The organism is Bradyrhizobium sp. 17 (genome assembly GCF_023073515.1).
Taxonomy (GTDB): domain Bacteria; phylum Pseudomonadota; class Alphaproteobacteria; order Rhizobiales; family Xanthobacteraceae; genus Bradyrhizobium; species Bradyrhizobium canariense_D.
Window position 1 is genome coordinate 15,107 of sequence record NZ_JADPJQ010000079.1, and the last position, 20,068, is coordinate 35,174.

A 20,068-nucleotide genomic window follows, 5' to 3' on the forward strand; every position below is an offset into this window, starting at 1 on the left:
ATGGACGATCGGCTGTCGTTGGGAATTCCGGACCGCAGCGCGCTCGACGCGCCGGCGCGCCGCTTCGCGCTCATCGAAGAGCGGTCGCGCGTCAGTTCCATCGTGCCCGCCATCCTGATCGCATCGTGGGGACTGCTGCTGAAACAGGTGTTCGGCGAAGGCAAGGAGGATGCGCCCCATCTGCCGAAGCCGGACTCTCCGGAAGCGGCAACGCAGCCGGAAGCGGATACGTCGGTCGCGCCGTCCATCGCCGTGGAGCGGAGCGCAGGATCGTCCGAACTCGTCCGTGCCTTCGGGCTGCACGCGGTATCGATGAACGAAGCGTTCGAAGCGGCAGTCGATCCGGACAGGCTCAGGTTCGACAGGACGGAAGGGCCGCGGCTGTCGCTGGTCCCGGCGAACCAGAACGCGCCGGCTCCCGCGCATCCGCTGCCGCGGGGGGCAGACGGCACACCGGTCGCCGGCGGAGGCGGGGGTGGGGGTGGTGGAGGTGGCGGAGGCGGAGGGTCTTCCGACGACCACACCAGGCCCCATGTTGACGAGCCAAAAAAGCCGCCACCGACGATCAAGGACCCGCCCCCCGATCCGACGAAGCGGGTCAACCACGCCCCGGTGAGCGCCGGGGCGGTCGATCTCGGCAGCGGGCTCGTCAACGAAGCCTTCATCATCTCGCTCGGTCAGTTGCTGAATGGCGCCAGCGATCCGGACGGCGACCGGCTTTCGGTGCAGGCCCTCCAGGTCGATCACGGGTCGCTGCAGGCGTTGGGAGCGGACCGTTGGCTCTACACGCCGGAACACGACGATATCGGCCCGGTCCAGTTCAGCTACCGTATCTCCGACGGCACCGTCTCGATCGTCCAGGCGGCGCATGCGGATCTGCACGCCGCGCCCGACGAGGAGATACACGGTACCGAAGGCGACGATCTTCTGATCGGAACGCCTCTCATCAACGTGATCGACGCCGGCGCCGGCAATGACATCGTCTACGGCCGCGAAAGCGCCGATACGATCTACGGCGGCGAGGGCAATGACCGGCTGGTGGGCGGCGACGGTGACGACACCCTGTTCGGAGGCCCGGGCAACGACATCATCTTCGGCGGGGCGGGCAACGACACGCTGTTCGGCGAAGCCGGCGACGATACGCTCTACGGCGAGGACGGCAACGACCTCATCCTAGGTGGCGAGGGCGACGACTTTGCCTCCGGAGGGCGGGGCAACGACACGCTCATAGGCGGTCCCGGCAACGACACCCTCCATGGTGACGACGGGAACGACAGGATCGAGGGCGAGCAAGGCGACGACCATATCGACGGCGGCGCCGGCAAGGACGTGCTGCTGGGCGGGGCCGGCAACGACTGCATCGCAGGGGGCGCCGGCGACGACACGATCCATGGCGGGGAAGGGGACGACCACCTGGACGGCGGTGCCGGTAACGACACCGTCCGCGGAGACGCGGGAGACGACCACATCGCGGGCGGCGCGGGCGGCGATGATGTGGACGGCGGTACCGGCGACGACACGCTCGCGGGCGGCGCAGGCGACGACACCCTGCAGGGCGGCGCCGGGGACGATCACCTCGACGGCGGCGCCGGCGACGACGTGCTGGCGGGGGGCTCGGGCAACGACTGCATCGACGCCGGCTGCGGGGACGACGTGATCGTCCTCGGCGTCGAGGCGGGCCACGACGTCATTCACGGAGGTGACGGCGCGGACACGCTGGATCTGTCGCAGATCGTGTTCGACGAGAACGTCGACCTCCCCGACGGAATCGCCGAAATCTGCGACGGGCAGAGCGCACAGATCTTCGAGATCGAGAATGTCCAGGGCGGCCACGGACGCGACCGCCTGGTTGCCGACGCCCACGTGAATATCATGGAGGGCGGCGACGGCAACGACACCTTCGTCTTCCAGGACCTGGCTTCTCTGAAGAACGACGGCGGACCACGCGACCACATCGTGGACTTCAGCGTCGGCGACAAGCTCGATCTGTCCAGAGTCGGACAGGAACTCGACGATTTCTCGGGCAAGAGGCTGTTCTTCGCCGGGGCCGACCAGGCCACCTTCGACGAGGTCGGCGCCGTCACCTACCGCCATGAAGTCGTTTCGGACCAGGAGATCACGATCGTCTCGGGCCATCTCGACGGCGACGCGGAGCACGATTTCGAGATCGTGCTGGATGGTAACCTCGACCTCAACGAGAGCAATTTTGTTTTCACTGCCCCCCAGCAAACGAACGCGCACCACTTATCGTGAATCGGCGGACACGTGCCGGCTCTAACAACGGAGAATGAACGATGAACCTGAAGCCCACGGAACGGCCCGCGCGCGCTGCGAAGCAGTCGTTCGGGATCCGCTCGCGCGTGACCATGGTGGCCGTTCTCGCCATCGCCCTGATCGGCGGATGCGGCGGCTGGGCGGTGCACGCCGAGCTGACCGGTGCCGTGATCGCGCAAGGCAAGGTCGCAGTCAGGAAGCAGGTCAAGCTGATCCAGCACCGCGACGGTGGCATCGTGGGCGAGATCCTGGTCGCCAATGGCGACGCCGTGAAGGTGGGCGATGTCCTCGTCAGACTAGACGAGACCCAGACCAAGGCGGAACTAGGCGTGCTCAAGGGGCAGCGCGCGGAGCTCGAGGGCCGAAGGGCGCGGCATCTGGCCGAGCGCGAAGGAGCCACGGCCATCAGGTTCGACTCCCGGTTCGAGCACGACCCGTTCACGGCGGAGATCGCGCGGGGCGAGATCCGGCTCTTCAACGAGAACTTGGCCGTGCGGGAGGCCAGGCGCGATCAGTTGTCGCTGCAGATCGCGCAGTTCGAGGAGCAGGTCCGCGGGCTGACCGCGCAGCAGGAGGCCAACGCCAATGAGCGCAAGATGGTCAAAGAGGATCTCGAGCGTCTGACGCCGCTCTACAACAAGGGTTTCATAGAAATCGGCAAGATCCGCACCATGGAGCGCGATCTCGTCAAGATCGACGGCCTCAAAGGCGAGATCGACGCCAACATCGCCCGCGTCAAGGGACAGATCAGCGAGTCGCGGATCAAGATCATCGAACTCGACCAGCAGGCGCGAACCGACGGTCAGCGGGACTTGCGCGACGTCGACGGAAAACTGGCGGAGCTTCAGGAACGGATCGTGGCGTCGCTGGACCGCCTGTCGCGCATCGTGATCCGTTCGCCTATCTCCGGCACCGTCAACGAGCTCGCCGTCAATTCGGTCAACGGCGTGATCGCTCCCAAAGAGACGCTCATGTCCATCGTGCCCGAAAGCGCCGACCTGGTCGTCGAAGCGAAGCTGTCTCCGACCGACATCGACCAGGCCACGACCGGGCAATCGGCGAGGCTCAGATTCTCCTCCTTCAACCAGCGGACCACGCCGGAAGTGGCGGGTACGGTCGAAACGATCGGGGCGGCGGCGACCCTGGACCAGGCCAGCGGCCAGACGTACTATCTCAGCACCATCGCGATAGCGGGTGGCCAAAGGCAAGTAGCCGGCAAGCCGATCGTGCCCGGCATGCCGGTTGAGGTTTTCCTAACCACCGGCGATAGGACGGCACTTTCCTACCTGATAAAGCCGTTCACGGATCAGATGATGAAATCCTTCCGGGAGGAGTAGAGTTCTGTTCCCTGCTGCGAAAATGTTCAAGCTCAAGTCCCATTGCGCGACGCACAGCCGATACCGGCTGGCGCCGGCGTTGATCATGATTCTATCGGCGGCAATCCAGCCGGCACGCGCGGACGACCAGTTGTCTCCCAACCTGGGACTGCCTGTCGACTGCCGCCTGGGCGTGGACTGCTTCGTGCAGCAGATGCCGGACGTCGATCCAGGCGACCAGGCGTTGGATCCGCTCTGCGGCAACGCCACGTACCAGGGGCACGACGGTTGGGACATTCGCATCCGCACGCTCAAGGATATCGATCGTCAAACGCCCGTGATCGCAACCGCCGAAGGAACCGTCGCGCGCGTGAGGGACGGCATTCCAGACCGCATCTACGATCGGGCACAAGATAAAGATACCGGGGGAAAGGAGTGCGGTAACGGCGTCCTTGTAGAGCATTCCGGGGGGCTGGCCTCACAATACTGCCACCTCAAGGAAGGCAGCATCGTCGTCCGGCCCGGAGCGCACGTGAAGAAAGGCGACCGCCTGGGGTCGATCGGGGCATCGGGCTTGGCCGAATTTCCCCATCTGCACTTGTCGGTCCGAAAGGATGGCAGGACGATCGAACCCCTGACGGGCCGGCCACTTGGAATCGGTCGAGAAACCTGCGGCGCAACCGGGGGAAGCCTGTTCGAACCGGCCGTCCGGGATGCACTTTCCCGTTCGGCTTCGGCGATCCTGCTGGTCGGGCTCGCCAACGCTCCGCCCGAGCTTCCGAGGCTCGTTCGCGAAGGTGAACCAGCCGTGCCCAATACGTCGCAACCGGTCATCGCTTGGGTCTGGGGGATCAACGTCGAGGGCGACAGCGTTTTCAGAATGCGCATCGTCGATCCGGACGGAAAAACGCTGATGCAAATCGAAACCAAACCGCTCGAAAGGCGGAAGGCGAACTACATCGCCTATGCCGGAGGGAAGCCCGCGCAACGAGCAGGGGAGTATGGACTGCAAGTCGAAATGGTCTCGGGTGGGAAGACGATCTCATCGGCCACCCGATCAATCCTGATCCGAAGCGAGGGCGAACGGTAGCTTGATACGCTGTGAAAGCTAAACTGCACCTGGAACTGCCGCCCAGAATTTCTTCGACCGCGGAATAATCCGGCGCTCGTGGTTTCTTGATTCTATGACGCCAGGAACGCGCAATGAGCCGCTCTTCACCCAGGACACCAGCGAGCCGATGGCTACCCGGAAATATCCGGATCATGGGGGTGAAGCTCGTGGCCCTCACGAATGCGTTCAGGGGCTTTGTCGAACAGTTCGGCATTCGGCACGGCCCACGCAGCGAAAAGCTGCGAGGACCCATCCTTTGGCTGGGAGACCTGCACAAACGCAACGACGTGGGCCAAGGCCCCGCCAATCCCGCAGTTTCCGATACTTCGAGCGAAAAGCAGCGTTCACAGGCGCCATGATTGCCCGGCACCCGCCTGAGCTGAACAACAACTATCATTTGCAAACCAATTGATTGGTCTCTTCGAGAGAGCCCGGCTCGATGGGACCTGGGACTTGGGATTCTCTCGTTCATGAAGCATGTTTCGCAGGCGTCGCAATTGGTCGCGGGTCGACATGTGCGGTCTGCGGTCGTCGGAACGTTTCGCCGTGAGCACGATGAGTTTTAGATCGTCTTCCGGTGTCCAATGGTCGGTACCGGTGATTGCGGCGGACTAGTTGGTAAGCGCGCTGGGGCTCGGACCTTGGTCCTTTGACGTTCAAATCGAGGCCGCCCCGGTCGGCTTTGCCGGTATTCACCCCCAGCGGCCGCTTCCAAGTAAAAAGGCGGCGCGACCCGAGCCGCGCTTTGCGCTAAAAACTACGGTTCTGATGCTATGAAAATGACCGTTGTAAGGACCGTAGCTAGTGCCGCTCAGCTCACATAAATTGATGTTAGAACAACGGGGTTGACTAGACACCCCTTCCGCCCCAGCCGCAGCGCGCGCGGCCACACCGCCTGGAGCTTTCCTTTCGTCTTAGAGTCCGCGCTTGCGAACAGGGTGACGTCGTGTTCCGGTTCGACCAGTTCGTCCACCAGCCAGGCGATCACGCGCTCGGTGCCGCCGTAGAGCTTTGGAGGTACGCTCTCGGCCAACGGAGCAAGCTGGGCGATCCGCATCGGCTAGGCCCCCAACACGAACCGCACGACCGTCACGATCGTCCCAGAAATGAGCGACGAAATCGCGAGCAGCGTCCAATTGGGCCTCGTGCTTCCCCCTGCCACGCGCGCTGCGAGCGCCTTCACGGCCGTCAACATCCGTCTCGAGAAAGCCGCTGCAGGTAGGCTATTCCGAAGCCTGCGAGCTCTTCGGTATCGCTTGCGCGCGCTTCCGACCTGCTGTGGAGGTGACGCTCCAGCAGGCAGCGCCGGCTGTCGTGCGCATCGACCTCGGGGTGCCGCGTCCGATACACCGTCCAGGCGGTCTCCGCGGCGTTCTTCAAGACGACTTCGTCGACCATACTCACTCTCTCCAGAGACCGAACCCAGTCGCTGCCAACTCAAGGCGCTCCGGAAAGTTTCCGGATTTTCCCGACAGTAGACGAAGGGAGGAAGCTCAGGATGCTCTGACATGCGCCCGCGTACGTGCCGCACGCCGGCGCTGCAGGCGTTGGCTTCGGCCGGACCTTCTGGATGCAAGGTGGTAGTTGTCGGGGTTGCGGCGGTCGGCTCCGCACTGGAGCTTCGCGCGCCGTCTCTGGCGGCGAGGATTCCATGGCCCGCGCCGCCCGGGCAGCTGCAACCATTGCCTCTTTTTCCCGTTATCGGTAGGGCGCGAGCAATGTGCAAGGAATCTCGATGAAGAAGATCGCGATGTCGGCGCTGATGGTCGGCGCTCTTGGTCTATCCTCGGTGGCCACCATCTCTCCTGCCGAAGCGCACTGGCGAGGTGGCTGGGGACCGGGCATCGCTGGCGGTCTGCTGGCTGGCGCCGTAATCGGCGGGCTTGCCTCGTCGGCTTATGGATGGGGACCTGGCTACGGCTACGACGAGCCCTATCGCTGGGGCGGTGGTTACGCCACCACGACCTACTACACGGCGCCCGTGTCTTACGGCTACCGGTACCGCCGAGCCGTGCGGCCCGCTTACGCCTATTACCGCGGATCATATCCGGTCGTGCGACACCGCTGGCACCATCACCGCTGGTGACAGGCCCCGACAGCAACAAGCCGCGCTCGTCGAGGGCGCGGCTTTTCCTCGGTCAAGCGCTTACCACCACTCGCCGAGAAAGGGTTCGTGTGACCAAGGGCGGCTGACGGGCGTCCCACTTCCCCTAGCTTAAGGCCCTGCTCGTGGGCTTGTTTCGGAGTCGATGCCGTCGACACAGGATCTGTTGGCCTAGCGAAAGGATTGCTGTAGCCACGATCTCGACCACCACATCAGCAAGCCGTCGCCGGATCAGATCGCGTCAAAGACAACGTCCAAGCCGGCGCGTTCGTCCGTAAACGCTATCGAGCCGTCGCCAGCCTCCCTCCTCAATCTGCACCAAATCCACCTGATCCCATCCGAGCTATTCTCGTCCCTGATTGAAGCTGGCTCCGAGAGTGCGGCGGGGGCTGGGCGAGAACATCTGCTGGTCTGGACCGCGAACGAATGCCGTCGGGACGATCATCTAGCTCGGACCCATGGCGATATCGAGCTGACCGAAATCTGGACGCCGTGTGTTCTCAACGGCCCCTTGTTCAGAAAGGCTTCAAACGACAGGTGCTCTCGTCGGCGGAAGGCGATCACCCGCAAGTCAAGAATCCTGCTACCAGCCATCGTGCCTGAACGATCTCTGATGGTCAGGCGATCGACTTTACCGCACCTCTGACCGGCATTCCGTCCTGCGCCCCCTCTTTAAGGCAATTTAATGCGGCAGCCTCGCATCCAATTTCCAAAGACTTTTGCAACGGCACCATCTCACTTACCATAGACGCGAAAGCGCCGACGAAGGCATCGCCGGCCCCGGTCGTGTCGATGGGGGTGATGCAGGGTGCAGGCGCGCGGAGACAGCTGCCATCGGCGGTGAAGGCGAGCGCGCCTAGCGCGCCAGCGGTTACGATGCAGTTGAGGTCACCGGCCCTGGCAAGTTCGGCGGCTGCGGCGTCGTAATCGGACAGCGGGGCGAGGCCGATGGCCCTGGCGGCATCCAGAGCCTCATGCTCGTTGACCAGGAGATAATCGGTCACGGAGAGAAGCTGGACCACCATCTCGCGGGTCATCAACTCCGGCACGGGTGCGAGATTCCAGATGACGCTGCCGGAGGCGCATTTCGTCCTGCGTGCGGCCTCCAGGGCTTCTGCGAAAGGCACTTCCATCTGAAGCACCAAGATTGTGTCACGGCTGAATAGCGCGATGGGGAGGTCATCGGCGCTGGCGGTCGTGTTCGCGCCGCTTGCCACCGTAATTGCATTCTCACCGGCCTGATCGACCACGATGAAGGCACAGCCGGTCGGCTGGTCCGATCTGACGACGAGATCCGTGTCGACGCCGTTTGCTCGGAGATTCTCTACCGCTCTGTCGCCGAATCCGTCGCGTCCGATACGGCCCGCCATTCGGACGCGTCCCGGCCCGGCAATGCGCGCGGCAGCCACGCCCTGATTAGCGCCCTTGCCGCCGAAATGGGTCCGATAGGAGGGCGCGAGCACGGTGCGGCCGGGGCCCGGAATGACCGGGACACGGGCGACCAGATCGATGTTAAGCGATCCGAACACTAGGATCATGGCGGAGAAACCGTCAGCCTTGCTCGTCCAAGACTCGCAGCTTCTCGACGCGTCGGCGGAAATCCTCGTCGGTGGAGAACTCGGCGGAGAGATAGGACGAGACGAGATCGACGGCAAGCCACGCGCCGACGATCTGCGCGCCGATGCACATGACGTTGACGTCGTCATGCTCAACGCTCTGATGGGCTGAATGGATGTCGTGGCACACCGCGGCCCGAATGCCCTTCATCTTGTTGGCGGCGATCGAGGCGCCGACGCCGGTGCCGCAGACCATGATGCCACGCGCGGCTTCGCCCGAGGTCACCTTCCGAGCCACGGCGCGGGCGATGTCGGGGAAATCCACCGGCTTGTCGTCATAGGAGCCGACGTCGACGACGTCATGCCCGAGGCTGCGGATGTGGTCGATGACGGTTTGCTTGAGCGGCCAGCCGGCGTGGTCGGATCCGATGACGAGACGCATGTGATGCCCTTCTTGATTTTGCATGGGTCGTGGCAGCCGCGTGCGGCTGCCACGATTGTTTCCGGTCTTAGCTACGCATATCCGGCGGCAGCTCGACACCGTGGAATTTTTTGTAGATCGCATTGAGCTTGCCGTTCTTGACGTTCTCGGTGATCCAGGCGTTGAGCTTGTCCATCAGGCGCGGCTCACCCTTCTTCAGTCCGATGGCGAGGTCGAAGGTCGCCAGCGGAATCCGGGACTCGAACACGCGCGAGGGGTTCTTCACGCCGATCTGGTTGATGATCGTCGCGGACGAGGCGACGCAGTCGACCTGACCGGACACAGCCGCCGTGACCATGGTGGCGTCGTCATCGTAACGGGAGATCTTGAGGTCCTTGTCCTTCATGTTGGACAGGGTCGTGTCCTGCGTGGTGCCGCGCGAGACGCCGATCGACTTGTCCTTGAGGTCGGGCCAGTCCTTGACCGTCGATGATTTCAGGCAGCCGACGTCGGATTGCAGCGTCGCATAACGCTTGGTGAAATCGATCACCTTAGCGCGATCGGGCGTCACAGACAGCGTCGAGATGATGATGTCGGCCTTGCCGGTCAGGACGTTCGGGATACGGGTTGCGCCGGTGGTCTGGATGAACTCGAGCTCGAGTCCCCAGTCCTTGGCGAGCAGCTGCGCGACTTCGACGTCGGAGCCGGTCGGCTTCATGCTCGAGTCCATCATGCCCGAAGGTGGGATGGCGAGGTCGGTCGAGATGCGGATCTTCTTGGCCTGCGTGATATCGTCGAGCAAGTCGGCTGACGCCGGCGTCGCCGCCATCACGACGAGGCCACACAGCGCGGCGGCAGCTCCCAGCAATGTCTTGTTGGTCATTCCTAGTTCCTCCCTACTATGATTTTAAGTTTCCCGTGCCCACGAATTGCGTGAGTTCGGGGGTCGTCGGCGACGTCAGGATCGAGGCAGGTCCGGTTTCGTGAACCTTGCCGCGATGCATGAAGACGATTCGGTCGGCGATGCCTTTGGCAAAGCCCATCTCGTGGGTGACCATCACCATGGTCATGCCATCAGCCGCCAGCTGCTCGATCACCTTCAGCACTTCGCCGGTGAGTTCCGGATCGAGCGCGGATGTGACCTCGTCGAACAGCATCACTTTCGGCTGCATGGCGAGCGAGCGGGCGATTGCGGCGCGCTGCTGCTGGCCCCCGGAAAGCTGCTCCGGGTAGGCGTGAAGCTTCTCCTCGAGCCCGACCTGCGCCAGCACTTTTCGCGCAAGGTCTTTGGCCTGCGACGCTGTCATGCCCTTCACGGCAGAGGGCGCCAGCGTGATGTTCTGCTCGATCGTGAGATGCGGAAACAAATTGTAGCTCTGGAACACGATTCCGACGTCCTGGCGCAGCGCGCGAAGGTCGACGTCGGGACGATCGACCCGATGTCCGCAGACGACGATCTCGCCCCCGTCGACCTTCTCGAAGCGGTCGATGCAGCGCAGCGCCGTGCTCTTGCCGGAGCCGGAGCGGCCGATCAGCGCCAGCACCTCGCCGCGCTCGACGGCAAAACTGACACCATCGAGCACCCGCAGCGAGCCAAAGCTCTTCTGCACGTCGCGGAGCGACACAATCGGTTCGGAGGAGGAGGCGTTCTGCTGCATCTTCAGGCCGGTGCAAGGTGAAACTTGCCACGCCCCATGCGACGTTCCAGCTTCTGGCTGAACAACGACAGGGGATAGCACATGGTGAAATAGGCGACGGCGATGACGGCGTAGATGACGAACGGCTCGAAAAGCGAGTTGTTGACGATCTGGCCCGAGCGCATCAGCTCGACAAAGCCGACGACGGAAGCGAGCGAGGTGTTCTTGATGATCTGCACCATGAAGCCGACGGTGGGCGGCGTCGCGATGCGGATCGCCTGCGGCAGGATCACCTTCATCATGCGCTGGGTCCGGCTCAGCGCGAGGCCTTCGGCAGCCTCCCATTGCGGCTTCGGCACGGACTGGATGCAGCCACGCCAGATCTCGCCGAGATAAGCGGCGACATAGAGTGTCAGCGAGGCGCCGGCGGCCGTCAGTGAGGAGACCTTGAGGCCGATTGCTGCGAGGCCGAAATAGCCGAGGAAGAGGATGACCAGCAGCGGTGTGCCCTGGATGAGCTGGACATAGACGCCGCTGGCGATCCGCACCGATTTGAGCGGCGAGATGCGTGCCAGCGCAATCACGAAACCCACGATGCTGCCGCCGATCAGCGCAATCACGGATAGGCCAATGGTCCACAGCGCGCCCTGGCCGAGGAACATCAGATGGTTGATGTTGAGATGTCCGCCCATGGTCATCTCACAACGGTGTGCCGAGCCGGCGACGGCGCGGGAACAGCACGAGGCCGAGGCCCCAGAAGCCCGCGCGCATCACCAGCGACAGGATGATGTAGAGCACGGCGACGATGATGTAGGTCTCAAACGCACGATACGTGTCCGACTGGACGTAGTTGGCGACCGCAGTGAGCTCTTCGGTCGAGATCTGCGAGCAGACCGAGGAGGCCAGCATCAACAGCACGAACTGGCTCGTCAGCGCCGGATAGACCTTCTCGACCGCCGGCAGCAGGATGATGTGCCAGTAGATCTGCAGGCGTGACAGCGCCAGCCCTTCGGCGGCCTCGATCTGTCCGCGAGGGATCGCCTCGAAGCCGGCGCGCATGATCTCGGCGGTATAGGCGCCGACATTGATAGTCAACGCGGCCACCGCCACGGAGAAAGCCGAGAGTTTCAGTCCCAGGCTCGCGAGGCCGAAATAGACCAGGAAGATCTGCACCAGCAGGGGCGTGTTGCGGATTGATTCGACGTAGACCTTGCAGGCGCCGGCGATCAGCGCGCTGTGCGAGCCGCGGCCGACGGCTGCAAGCGTGCCGAACAGGGCGCCGAGCACGGTCGCGAAAACCGCCAACTCCAGCGTCAGCGCGGCGCCGGCGAGAAAGCTCGGCCAACGCTCCAGCACTGCGGGGAAGTCGAGTTGCACGCTCATTGTGTCAGGTTCAGCCGGTGGTCTGGTTGGTCATGCGGTCATAGACGCGGAATAGCGCCTGGTTGCCATTGTTGCCTTCGCCATGCGCGCGCGCGTCCACATATTGGCTGGTGACGAGCGCCGTGCCCGGCAGCGGCACGCTCAGCGCCTGCGCGTGCTCCTGCACCAGGCGAAGGTCCTTGAGCTGCAGATCGATCCGGAAGCCGGCGGAGACGTCACCGGCGATCATCGCGGGGCCGAGCTTGTCGAGCATCCAGGAGGCCGCGGAGCCTCCGAGCAGCACCCGGCGCAGCAGATTGAGATCGAGGCCCGAAGCGCGCCCGAGCGCGAGGGCCTCGCAGATGGCCTGGATGTTGATGCCGCAGATCAGCTGATTGCAGAGTTTGACGGTCTGCCCGGCGCCGGACGCGCCGACATGCGTGATGGTGGTGCCCATCGCTCGGAAGAACGGTTCGGCCTGCGCGAAGGCGCTCGCATCGCCACCGGCCATGATCGAGAGTGCGGCGTTCTTGGCGCCCAACGGCCCACCCGAGACCGGCGCGTCGATGAAGCTGACGCCAACTTTTTGCAGGTCGGCATGGATACGGCGGACCGCGACCGGCGAGATCGTGCTCATGTCGACGATCAGCTTGCCGGGCGGCGGCGACTTCAGCAGCCCATGCTCGCCGTAAACGGTCGCCTCGACATGGGGCGTGTCGGGTAGCATGGTGACGACGATGTCGGCGCCTTGCGCCGCATCGGCCGGGTTCTTGGCCCGGATCGCACCTTCCTTGACGATATCGGCTACGGCGGCCTCGTTGAGATCGAACGCGTGCACCGCGTGCCCCGCCTTCAGAAGGTTGCGCACCATCTCCACGCCCATCGTGCCGACGCCGATGAAGCCGACGCTGCCCTTGTCGTTCCGTCCCATGTTATTCGTCCGTTTCTTGGTTAGTCCGCGATCAGCGTGAGGCGCTGGTCTTGTCGGTATCGCCGACGACGGCCCGCCTGCGGTATTCGTCGCCGATGGCAAAATGCTTGCGCAGCGTCGCATCTGCTCGCTCAGGGTCGCGCGCGATGATCGCGTCGAAGATGCGCCGGTGGTCGTCGATGAGGTACGTCTTCATCGACGGGAAGGCCTGCACCAGCTTGCGGCGGCTGCGATGCGAATGCGTCAGCAGACCCGCCAGCGACCCGTGCAGGACCGTCAACGTCTCCGAATGCGAGGCCACGACGATGGCGCGATGGAATTCGAAGTCGGCCATGCCGCCCGCATCGGCCTCGTCGATGGTCTCCCCGATTTTCGCCAGTGCACGCTGCAGCCGTTCGAAATCGGCAATGTTGGCGCGCTCGCAGGCGAGGCGGATCGCCTGGCATTCGATCGCGACGCGCGCCTGCATGACGTCGTCAAGCATGTCCGCCTGGTGGGCGAGGGCGAAGGTGAAGAAGTCGTTCAGTACCGAGACGTCCGGCCGGGTCACCACAGTACCGATGCGGTCGCGGATCTCGACGATGCCGAGCACCGTGAGGGCACGCAGCGCCTCGCGAACGATCGGCCGGCTAACGCCTAGCAGGGTGGCGAGCTCGCGTTCCGAAACCAGGCGGTCGCCGGGCCTGAGCGAGCCCGCGAGCAGGCGTTCGCGCAGGAAGGCAAACACCTTCTCAAACCCTTTTTCGCCTTCGGCCGCGCGCTTAAGCTCCATCCCGATCTCTTTTGGTCTGATCTTGGTCAGACCAGTATGATGACAAGCTCACCTCGTCAACTCCTTTGATGTGGGTTATCCGTGGGATTCCGGGTTCATATGCAAAGTGACCGAGCTGGAGTCGTGTAGTGCGCGGCCCCCAGGCGTGTCTTGAAACGACGCCTCCTTGCGATCGTGCCCGACGGCTGACCGCGGAGCACTGCGGAAGGCACTCATCCAGATGGCCCTTGCTCCGCAGCATCGGGGGTAAGGCGATTTGACGGCAGGCCGCATCGCGGTAACCTGGATAGCAGCGTCGTTCCACTGAAGGGACATCCGCAGGGAACGGGCCCTCCATTCAAATGCGGGGTGCTGGGCGTGGTCGGGGTCGGCGGAGCGGTCGCGGCTTCCGTGCCTTGCCGGCTCTGTAATCCACCCCGTGCACAACTCGGCACCCCGATGACCGAATCGAAACGCGCCCGATCGGGTGGTATGGCCGCAAACAAGGTAACGGCGGTACGCGGGGGGCTGGGGGAAGCACTCGACAGTTCGGGACTATCAAGCCGCCGAGCCCACCTGGCGGCTTCTTTCTTTGATCAGGACGCTATCGCGCTCGCTCGCTCGCGCCTCGCGCCACCGTTCGCGGCGTTTGCGCCGGCACGGTCAGCGGGCTGCCGCAGCGCAGGAATTTGCTCCGCAGCGACTATCTCAGTCGGAGCTTCCTCGACCAAAGGCGCCTGCATCGGTTCGCTCGCAGCGGGGCGGGCTTCCATGAACTCGAGCACCGCCCGTCCCTTGGCAGTGATCTGCCATCCGCTGCTGCTGCGTCCGACCAGCCCGGGAAAGATGTCGAGATCGGGCACCCGTGCGGCGAGGCGCTTGGTCCGGTCCGCCCAATCGCGGCCGCTGGTCGCAAGGATGGCCATGTCGCGTTTGAGGTCCTCCATGACGGGGAAGCCATCCGGATAGCTCACCAGGATGTTGAGGACCGTCACCTGGAGGTTCACACCGCCTCGAGCTATCAGCGCCCCATGGCGGGCGTGCAGGAGAGGGCACCGCGATCAACGCGCCCAAGCCAATCCGGAGACACCTCGCCTTTGAAAGCGCCGGAATCGCTATGCGGTGCCCATTGTCCCCTAGCTTACCGTTTCTCGGCCTCGACGCGAACAGCGATCGGGCCGGGACGGTCGAAAACGGAGACATCCCCCGTCACGTTCCCGAGTATCACAATCCCGGGCTGTGGGACCCTCCCTTTGCCATAATAGATCACGAAGTGATCGGGTCCCCACAGCCCTAGTGTGCCCACGTCGAAATCCCGCTGACGCGAAACCTCCGGCAGCGGCGACGGAAGACTGCCTGTCTTCTCCTGGCGCAGGTGGTCGCTCATTTGAATCGTGAACGGCAGCATGCTCACAAACGAGCGCGCCGCGTTATTGTCGGAGAGCTCGGCGGTGACATTCCCCCAGTCCGATGAAATCCGGATACGTTCTTGGGCCATGGCGGGCTCCATTGAAGAAAACGCGAGAGCGGCTGCAGCGATCTGGAAATTGCGCATAGAGATTCGTCTGTCCTGACGTTGCGAGATTATTTTGCAGTCGCCGGGGGGCACCTAAAGCGACCAACCGCCGTCGACCACTATCGAGGCCCCGGTCACGAAGCCGCCGAGGTCCGAGCACATCCATAGTACGGCCTCCGCGATCTCCTCGGGCTTTCCGAGACGGCCTACCGGTTCCAGATCGATCGCCTTCTGAATGTCGCCCTCCGTGAAGCGGTCCATCATGGGCGTCGCTATGTTGCCGGGCAAAACAGCGTTCACGCGGATGTTCTGCTTGGCATAGTCGATTGCGGCGGACTTGGTCATGCCGATGATCGCATGCTTGGAAGCGGCATAGGAGGCACCGCCCGCGACACCGCGGATGCCGGCACCCGATGAGGTATTTACGACTACGCCGCCGCCTTGGCTCAACATCTGTGCGATCTCATGCTTCATGCAGATGAAGGTGCCACGAAGGTTTATGTTGAGAACGCGGTTCCACTCCTCCAACTCGATTTCATGAAGCGGCGCCGCTTTGTTCTCAACTCCAGCGTTGTTGAATGCGCAGTCGATGCGGCCGAAGGCCTTGACTGCCTTGGCCAGCGCCGATGCGACCTCTTCAGGCTTTGAGACATCACAGGTGACCGTCAGCACGTCTCCACCGACGGCCCTCACCTGCTCGGCAGTCTCCTGTAGCGCGGCCTCTCCTCTGTCCGTGATAGCAACGCGCGCGCCCTCTGCAGTGAAGGCTATAGCGGTCGCTCGGCCGATGCCGCTTGCGGCTCCAGTGATGAAAGCAGTCTTTCCTTCAAAGCGTTTTGAACCGGTCATTGCTGTCTACCTCCTGGAATTGGCTGTGTCGGGCTAGTTTGGTGGACGTAGAGTGGCTGAGAGGAAATCAAATCCTCCGTCGAACGGGATCAGCGCCCTCAAAAGCGGACTCAACCCTGGCAAGCCGGAATCCGACCGCTTCGGTCGCCGCTCGATCACTTGCGGTATTGTTCGTCCCGGACCTTCTCCATCCATTCAACATTCTTGCCGTCGAGAGATTCCTGGATGGCGATGTGCGTCATGGCGGTCGTCGCCGATGCGCCGTGCCAATGCTTCAGTCCCGGCGGAAACCACACGACATCGCCTGCGCGAATTTCCTCGACCGAACCGCCCTCGCGCTGCACCCAGCCAAGGCCGGCGGTGACGATCAGCGTCTGGCCAAGCGGGTGCGTGTGCCAAGCGGTCCGCGCCTCAGGCTCGAACGTGACATAGGCGCCGCTCACCCGGGCCGGTTCTGGCGCCTGAAATAGCGGATCGATGCGCACCGTCCCGGTGAACCAGTCCTGAGGCCCCTTTTGTGAAGGGCGGGCGCCGTTTCTCTTGATGTCGATGTCCATTTCCGTCTCCTTCTGTGTTCCAGCCGCGAACACCAGCGGGTGGTGAATGTCGGCGATGGCGACGCTGCCAACAATGAGGACGGCCCTGCGCGTGATCACGGACGCTTCTCGATGACGTCCTTGATGACCGGCGCCGCGGAAAACGCGTTGGGCCAGCCGGCGTAGAAGGCGAGATGGCCGAGCACCTCGCCGGCTTCCTCCCGCGTCAACCCGTTGTCCATGGCGCGGTTCAGATGATAGGTGATCTGCGCGACCTGACCGGTCGAGATGAGAGCGCTCACGGTGACCAGGCTTCGGTCGCGCGGAGCCAGCGCCGGCCTGAGCCACAGATCCCGGAACAGCACGTCGGTCGTGTACTGGACAAGGCTGGGCGTGATCTGCCCGAACTGCTCCGCGACGAGCGTCGTCCGCTGCTTCTCCCGCGCCTCGTCGAGCTGTAGCTGCGGCCCCGACGCCGGCGGGAGCTGATCGGGCCCGACGTTGCGGCTCTCGAAGACTGCCTTCGCCGCCGGGATCGCATCCATCGCGTTAGCCCAGCCGGTGTAGAAGGCCAAATGCGTGATTATCTCCGATATCTCCGAGGGCTTCACGCCATTCTCCAGCGAGAGAGCTAGATAGTACGGCAGCTCCACCGTCTTATTTCGGGCGATGAGCGCCGCGACCGTGACGATGCTGCGGTCCCGAGCTGAGAGACCCGGCCGGTTCCAGAGATCGCACTGGACAAATTTTTGCGCGTAGCCTTCGAGGGCAGGCGCAACCGCGCGGACATCTTCCGGCTTTGACATGGTCTTTGCTCCTTCGGTGGATTCCTGTCCCGCGACGGCGGAGCCGCCAGCAAACAGGCAAAATGAAACCATGGCCGCTGCGAGCATTCTCATTGCGAGGATCCTTCCAGATTTGACGGGTGCGCGATCAGCCACGAAGCGACGAGTGCCGCGCAGAGGACGGTGCCACCGCTAACGAGAAACACGAGGTTCAACCGAGCGCCGGCTGCGATCAATCCGAGAGCAGGGCTGGCGAGGCCTTGGGCAAGATCGAGAAACGCAGTGTAGGCGCCCATCGCCAGGCCGCGACTGTGTGCCGGAACGCGGCGGACCGCTTCGACGCCGAACCCGGGATAGACCAGCGAGAAGCCGAAGCCGGTCAGTGCGGCGCCAAGCAACGCCATCTCGGGCCGGGAGGACATCCAGATCAGTGCCTGACCCGCGGCTTCGATGACCGTGCACACCAGCGCGACCTTGGCGCCGCCGAGCTTGTCGGCCACATGGCTGAAGAAGATCCGGGCCGTGATGAAGGCAACCGCATAGGCAGTGTAGGCGAGCCATCCGTTCTCCCATCCGTGGTTCGCGAACAGCAAGGCGACGAACGTGGTCACGGCTCCGAATCCCACGCTGCCCAGAGCCGAGCCGAGGCCCGGTACCCAGACGGCGCCGATCACTTCGACGAACGAGAAGCGGGCGTGGTGCGTGGGGGCAACGGCGGGAAGCCGCGCAACAAGCATCAAGGGAGCAAGAGGCGCTGCGGCGGTCGCGGCAGCGATGGCAGCGAAGCCGTACTTCGTGTACAGGGCAGAGCCAGCAGGCGCGCCGATCGCGAAGGCCGCGAACATCGCCATGCCTATCCACGCAATGACCTTGCCCGTGCTGCCGGCATCGACGAGCGCCAGCCCCCAGCTCACCGCGGCTGTGATGATGAAGCTCTCGGCGCCGCCCAGAAGTCCTCGCCCCAGCAGCAGTAACGCCACGGAGACCCCGGGAACCGAAGTAAAATAAAGCGAAACGAGGTACAGCAACCCCGACGCAGCGGCAGCGACCAGCCCAACGACCACGCCGCGCTTGGCTCCTTTGCTGTCCGAAAAGTTGCCCGCCCACGGCCGCGAGACCAGAGACGCCGCGAACTGACTGCCGGCGACCAGGCCGACCACGAACGTTCCCTGACCCAAGCCGTCATGGACGTGAAGCGGAAGGACGGGCATCGCGATGCCGATGACGAGGAAAGCGACGAAGACCACCCCCATGATCGGCAGCAGAGTAGCGGGGAGGCTCTGCGCCACGGGCGGCGTTGGGAGTGTTGTTACCGACATGCAAGGACGCCCTCCGCTCACACCGTGAGCATCGTCTTGATCGCACGCCGTTCGTCCATTGCGCGGTAGCCTTCCGCGACCTCGGCCAGAGGCAGCGTGAGATCGAACACCTTGCCAGGCTTGATCCTGCCCTTCAGAACGCGATCCATCAGATCGGGCAGGAAGCGACGGACCGGGGCGGGTCCGCCCAGCATTCGACGTTGCGCGAAGAACATCGCCTGGCCGTCGAAGGTCACGCCATGAGGTACCCCGACGTAACTGATCGAGCCGCCGGGACGCACGGAATCGATGGCTTGGGTCATGGATTCCTGCTTGCCGACGCACTCCAGAACCGAATCCGCACCGATGCCGGCCGTGAGCTCTTTCACTCGCTGGATGCCGGGTCCCCCCCGTTCTGCCACGATGTCGGTCGCCCCGAAGCCGCGTGCCAGTTCCTGGCGGCTCTTGTGCCGGCTCATGGCGATGATGCGTTCTGCCCCCATCTCCTTCGCTGCCAGCACCCCCATGAGTCCCACTGCGCCGTCGCCGACGACGGCCACCGTCGAGCCTGCTCGGACGTTGGCGGCGTCCGCGGCGTACCAGCCCGTCCCGAGAACATCGGACGTCGCCAGCAAGTGCGGGACCAAGTCCTGGTCCGGCACTTCGGCGGTGGCGACGAGCGTTCCGTCGGCGAGCGGCACTCGCGCGTACGGCGCCTGCGCGCCCGTCACGAATTCGCGCTGCACGCAGGAGGAGTGAAAGCCGAACTTGCAGTGCGGGCAGGTATTGTCGGACAGGCAGAACGAGCCGACGACGAACTGCCCAGGGCGGACGGTTCTGACCTCGCTGCCGATTTCGACGACGATGCCGCAGTATTCGTGACCCATGTGAGCCGGACCATCCGTCGGCTGCAATCCGCGATACGGCCACAAGTCTGACCCGCAGATGCAGGTGGCCGACAACTTTATGATGGCATCCGTCGGCTTGACGAGTTTCGGGTCGTCGACTTGTTCGCAACGGACGTCGCCCGCCCCGTACATGACTGTGGGAAGCATGACTGTTCTCCGTCAGGTTGGTGAAAGATGCTCGATGCGCAACACGAACTTGCCTTAGTTACCAGCGGTTGTGACCGCCGAGACCGATGCGGACGGCAGCACAAATCAAGAAACCGCCGGCAAGCGATCCAGGTGTTTATCCAGGGTCACCGGGTATTCACGGACACGGACGCCGGTTGCGTTGTAAACTGCGTTGGCAATTGCGGCGGCAACTCCGCATATGCCGAGTTCGGCCACGCCCTTCGCCTTCATGGGCGAGACCTTGTCGTCAGCCTCGTCGAGGAAAATCACTTCGTGATGCGGTATGTCGGCATGAACCGGCACTTCATAACCGGCCAAGTCGTGGTTCACGAAGAACCCGCGCCGCTTGTCGACCGCGAGTTCCTCCATCAAGGCGGCTCCCGCGCCCATGGTCATGGCTCCGACGACCTGGCTGCGCGCGGTTAGCGGATTCAGGATTCGGCCGGCTGCGCACACCGCGAGCATGCGGCGGATTCGGATCTCGCCAGTGAAGCTATCGACGGCAGCCTCGACGAAGTGGGCACCGAAGGTCGACTGCTGGTAGC

21 protein-coding genes and 1 pseudogene are annotated in these 20,068 nt (G+C 63.7%); 4 read left to right on the forward strand and 18 right to left on the reverse strand.

Annotated features, from left to right (window positions below; translation table 11 throughout):
* The 3 genes from IVB13_RS15805 to IVB13_RS15815 are packed head-to-tail and all read left to right on the forward strand — an operon-like array spanning position 1 to position 4,680.
* A complete protein-coding gene (locus IVB13_RS15805) occupies positions 1–2,253 on the forward strand; it encodes a cadherin-like domain-containing protein (RefSeq protein WP_247489545.1) in 2,253 nt (750 codons plus the stop codon).
* A gap of 41 nt (positions 2,254–2,294) precedes the next feature.
* Positions 2,295–3,611, forward strand: a complete 1,317-nt coding sequence (locus IVB13_RS15810; RefSeq protein WP_247489547.1) for an HlyD family type I secretion periplasmic adaptor subunit — start codon at positions 2,295–2,297, stop codon at positions 3,609–3,611.
* A gap of 22 nt (positions 3,612–3,633) precedes the next feature.
* Complete coding sequence (locus IVB13_RS15815; RefSeq protein WP_247489550.1) at positions 3,634–4,680, forward strand: M23 family metallopeptidase; 1,047 nt, start codon at positions 3,634–3,636, stop codon at positions 4,678–4,680.
* 889 nt (positions 4,681–5,569) lie between these two features.
* Here IVB13_RS15815 and IVB13_RS15820 read toward each other — a convergent pair.
* Positions 5,570–5,758: pseudogene (locus tag IVB13_RS15820) on the reverse strand (glycosyltransferase family 4 protein); the annotation flags it as partial.
* A 131-nt stretch (positions 5,759–5,889) separates the two neighbouring features.
* Positions 5,890–6,099: a hypothetical protein gene (locus IVB13_RS15825; protein ID WP_247395276.1), complete on the reverse strand. Its 210-nt coding sequence runs from the start codon at positions 6,097–6,099 to the stop codon at positions 5,890–5,892.
* Between the two features lie 337 nt (positions 6,100–6,436).
* Between IVB13_RS15825 and IVB13_RS15830 the strand changes: the two genes are divergently transcribed.
* Entirely contained in the window at positions 6,437–6,787 is a 351-nt protein-coding gene (locus IVB13_RS15830; RefSeq protein WP_247395277.1) for a hypothetical protein, read from the forward strand.
* A gap of 635 nt (positions 6,788–7,422) precedes the next feature.
* On the opposite strand, the gene IVB13_RS15835 is transcribed toward IVB13_RS15830, so the two are convergent.
* The 16 genes from IVB13_RS15835 to IVB13_RS15910 all read right to left on the reverse strand — a co-directional run.
* Positions 7,423–8,343, reverse strand: coding sequence for a ribokinase (locus IVB13_RS15835; RefSeq protein ID WP_247489556.1), 921 nt, complete (start codon positions 8,341–8,343; stop codon positions 7,423–7,425).
* Between the two features lie 13 nt (positions 8,344–8,356).
* Positions 8,357–8,803 carry a ribose 5-phosphate isomerase B gene (gene rpiB, locus IVB13_RS15840; protein ID WP_247454134.1) on the reverse strand — a complete coding sequence of 149 codons (447 nt, stop codon included), beginning with the start codon at positions 8,801–8,803 and terminating at the stop codon, positions 8,357–8,359.
* Between the two features lie 67 nt (positions 8,804–8,870).
* Positions 8,871–9,665, reverse strand: coding sequence for a transporter substrate-binding domain-containing protein (locus IVB13_RS15845; RefSeq protein ID WP_247454133.1), 795 nt, complete (start codon positions 9,663–9,665; stop codon positions 8,871–8,873).
* Positions 9,666–9,681: 16 nt separating this feature from the next.
* Positions 9,682–10,440 carry an amino acid ABC transporter ATP-binding protein gene (locus tag IVB13_RS15850; protein ID WP_247454130.1) on the reverse strand — a complete coding sequence of 253 codons (759 nt, stop codon included), beginning with the start codon at positions 10,438–10,440 and terminating at the stop codon, positions 9,682–9,684.
* A gap of 2 nt (positions 10,441–10,442) precedes the next feature.
* Positions 10,443–11,111, reverse strand: coding sequence for an amino acid ABC transporter permease (locus tag IVB13_RS15855; protein WP_247454128.1), 669 nt, complete (start codon positions 11,109–11,111; stop codon positions 10,443–10,445).
* Between the two features lie 7 nt (positions 11,112–11,118).
* Positions 11,119–11,802 (reverse strand): amino acid ABC transporter permease, encoded by a 684-nt coding sequence (locus IVB13_RS15860; protein ID WP_247454126.1) that lies wholly within the window; start codon positions 11,800–11,802, stop codon positions 11,119–11,121.
* A 10-nt stretch (positions 11,803–11,812) separates the two neighbouring features.
* A complete protein-coding gene (locus IVB13_RS15865) occupies positions 11,813–12,712 on the reverse strand; it encodes an NAD(P)-dependent oxidoreductase (RefSeq protein WP_247454125.1) in 900 nt (299 codons plus the stop codon).
* A 31-nt stretch (positions 12,713–12,743) separates the two neighbouring features.
* Positions 12,744–13,484 carry a FadR/GntR family transcriptional regulator gene (locus IVB13_RS15870; protein WP_247395285.1) on the reverse strand — a complete coding sequence of 247 codons (741 nt, stop codon included), beginning with the start codon at positions 13,482–13,484 and terminating at the stop codon, positions 12,744–12,746.
* Between the two features lie 575 nt (positions 13,485–14,059).
* Entirely contained in the window at positions 14,060–14,470 is a 411-nt protein-coding gene (locus IVB13_RS15875) for a hypothetical protein (RefSeq protein WP_247454123.1), read from the reverse strand.
* 134 nt (positions 14,471–14,604) lie between these two features.
* Entirely contained in the window at positions 14,605–15,018 is a 414-nt protein-coding gene (locus IVB13_RS15880; RefSeq protein ID WP_247454121.1) for a cyclophilin-like fold protein, read from the reverse strand.
* A gap of 54 nt (positions 15,019–15,072) precedes the next feature.
* Complete coding sequence (locus tag IVB13_RS15885) at positions 15,073–15,828, reverse strand: glucose 1-dehydrogenase (protein WP_247454119.1); 756 nt, start codon at positions 15,826–15,828, stop codon at positions 15,073–15,075.
* Positions 15,829–15,983: 155 nt separating this feature from the next.
* On the reverse strand, positions 15,984–16,379 hold the full coding sequence (locus IVB13_RS15890) for a cupin domain-containing protein (protein WP_247454138.1): 396 nt from the start codon (positions 16,377–16,379) through the stop codon (positions 15,984–15,986).
* 101 nt (positions 16,380–16,480) lie between these two features.
* Positions 16,481–17,170, reverse strand: coding sequence for a carboxymuconolactone decarboxylase family protein (locus IVB13_RS15895; protein WP_345947084.1), 690 nt, complete (start codon positions 17,168–17,170; stop codon positions 16,481–16,483).
* 89 nt (positions 17,171–17,259) lie between these two features.
* On the reverse strand, positions 17,260–18,468 hold the full coding sequence (locus IVB13_RS15900; protein ID WP_247454116.1) for an arabinose transporter: 1,209 nt from the start codon (positions 18,466–18,468) through the stop codon (positions 17,260–17,262).
* Between the two features lie 17 nt (positions 18,469–18,485).
* Entirely contained in the window at positions 18,486–19,502 is a 1,017-nt protein-coding gene (locus IVB13_RS15905) for a zinc-dependent alcohol dehydrogenase family protein (RefSeq protein WP_247489552.1), read from the reverse strand.
* Positions 19,503–19,607: 105 nt separating this feature from the next.
* The coding region (locus IVB13_RS15910) for a molybdopterin cofactor-binding domain-containing protein (RefSeq protein ID WP_247489554.1) at positions 19,608–20,068 on the reverse strand (461 nt) is incomplete at its 5' end.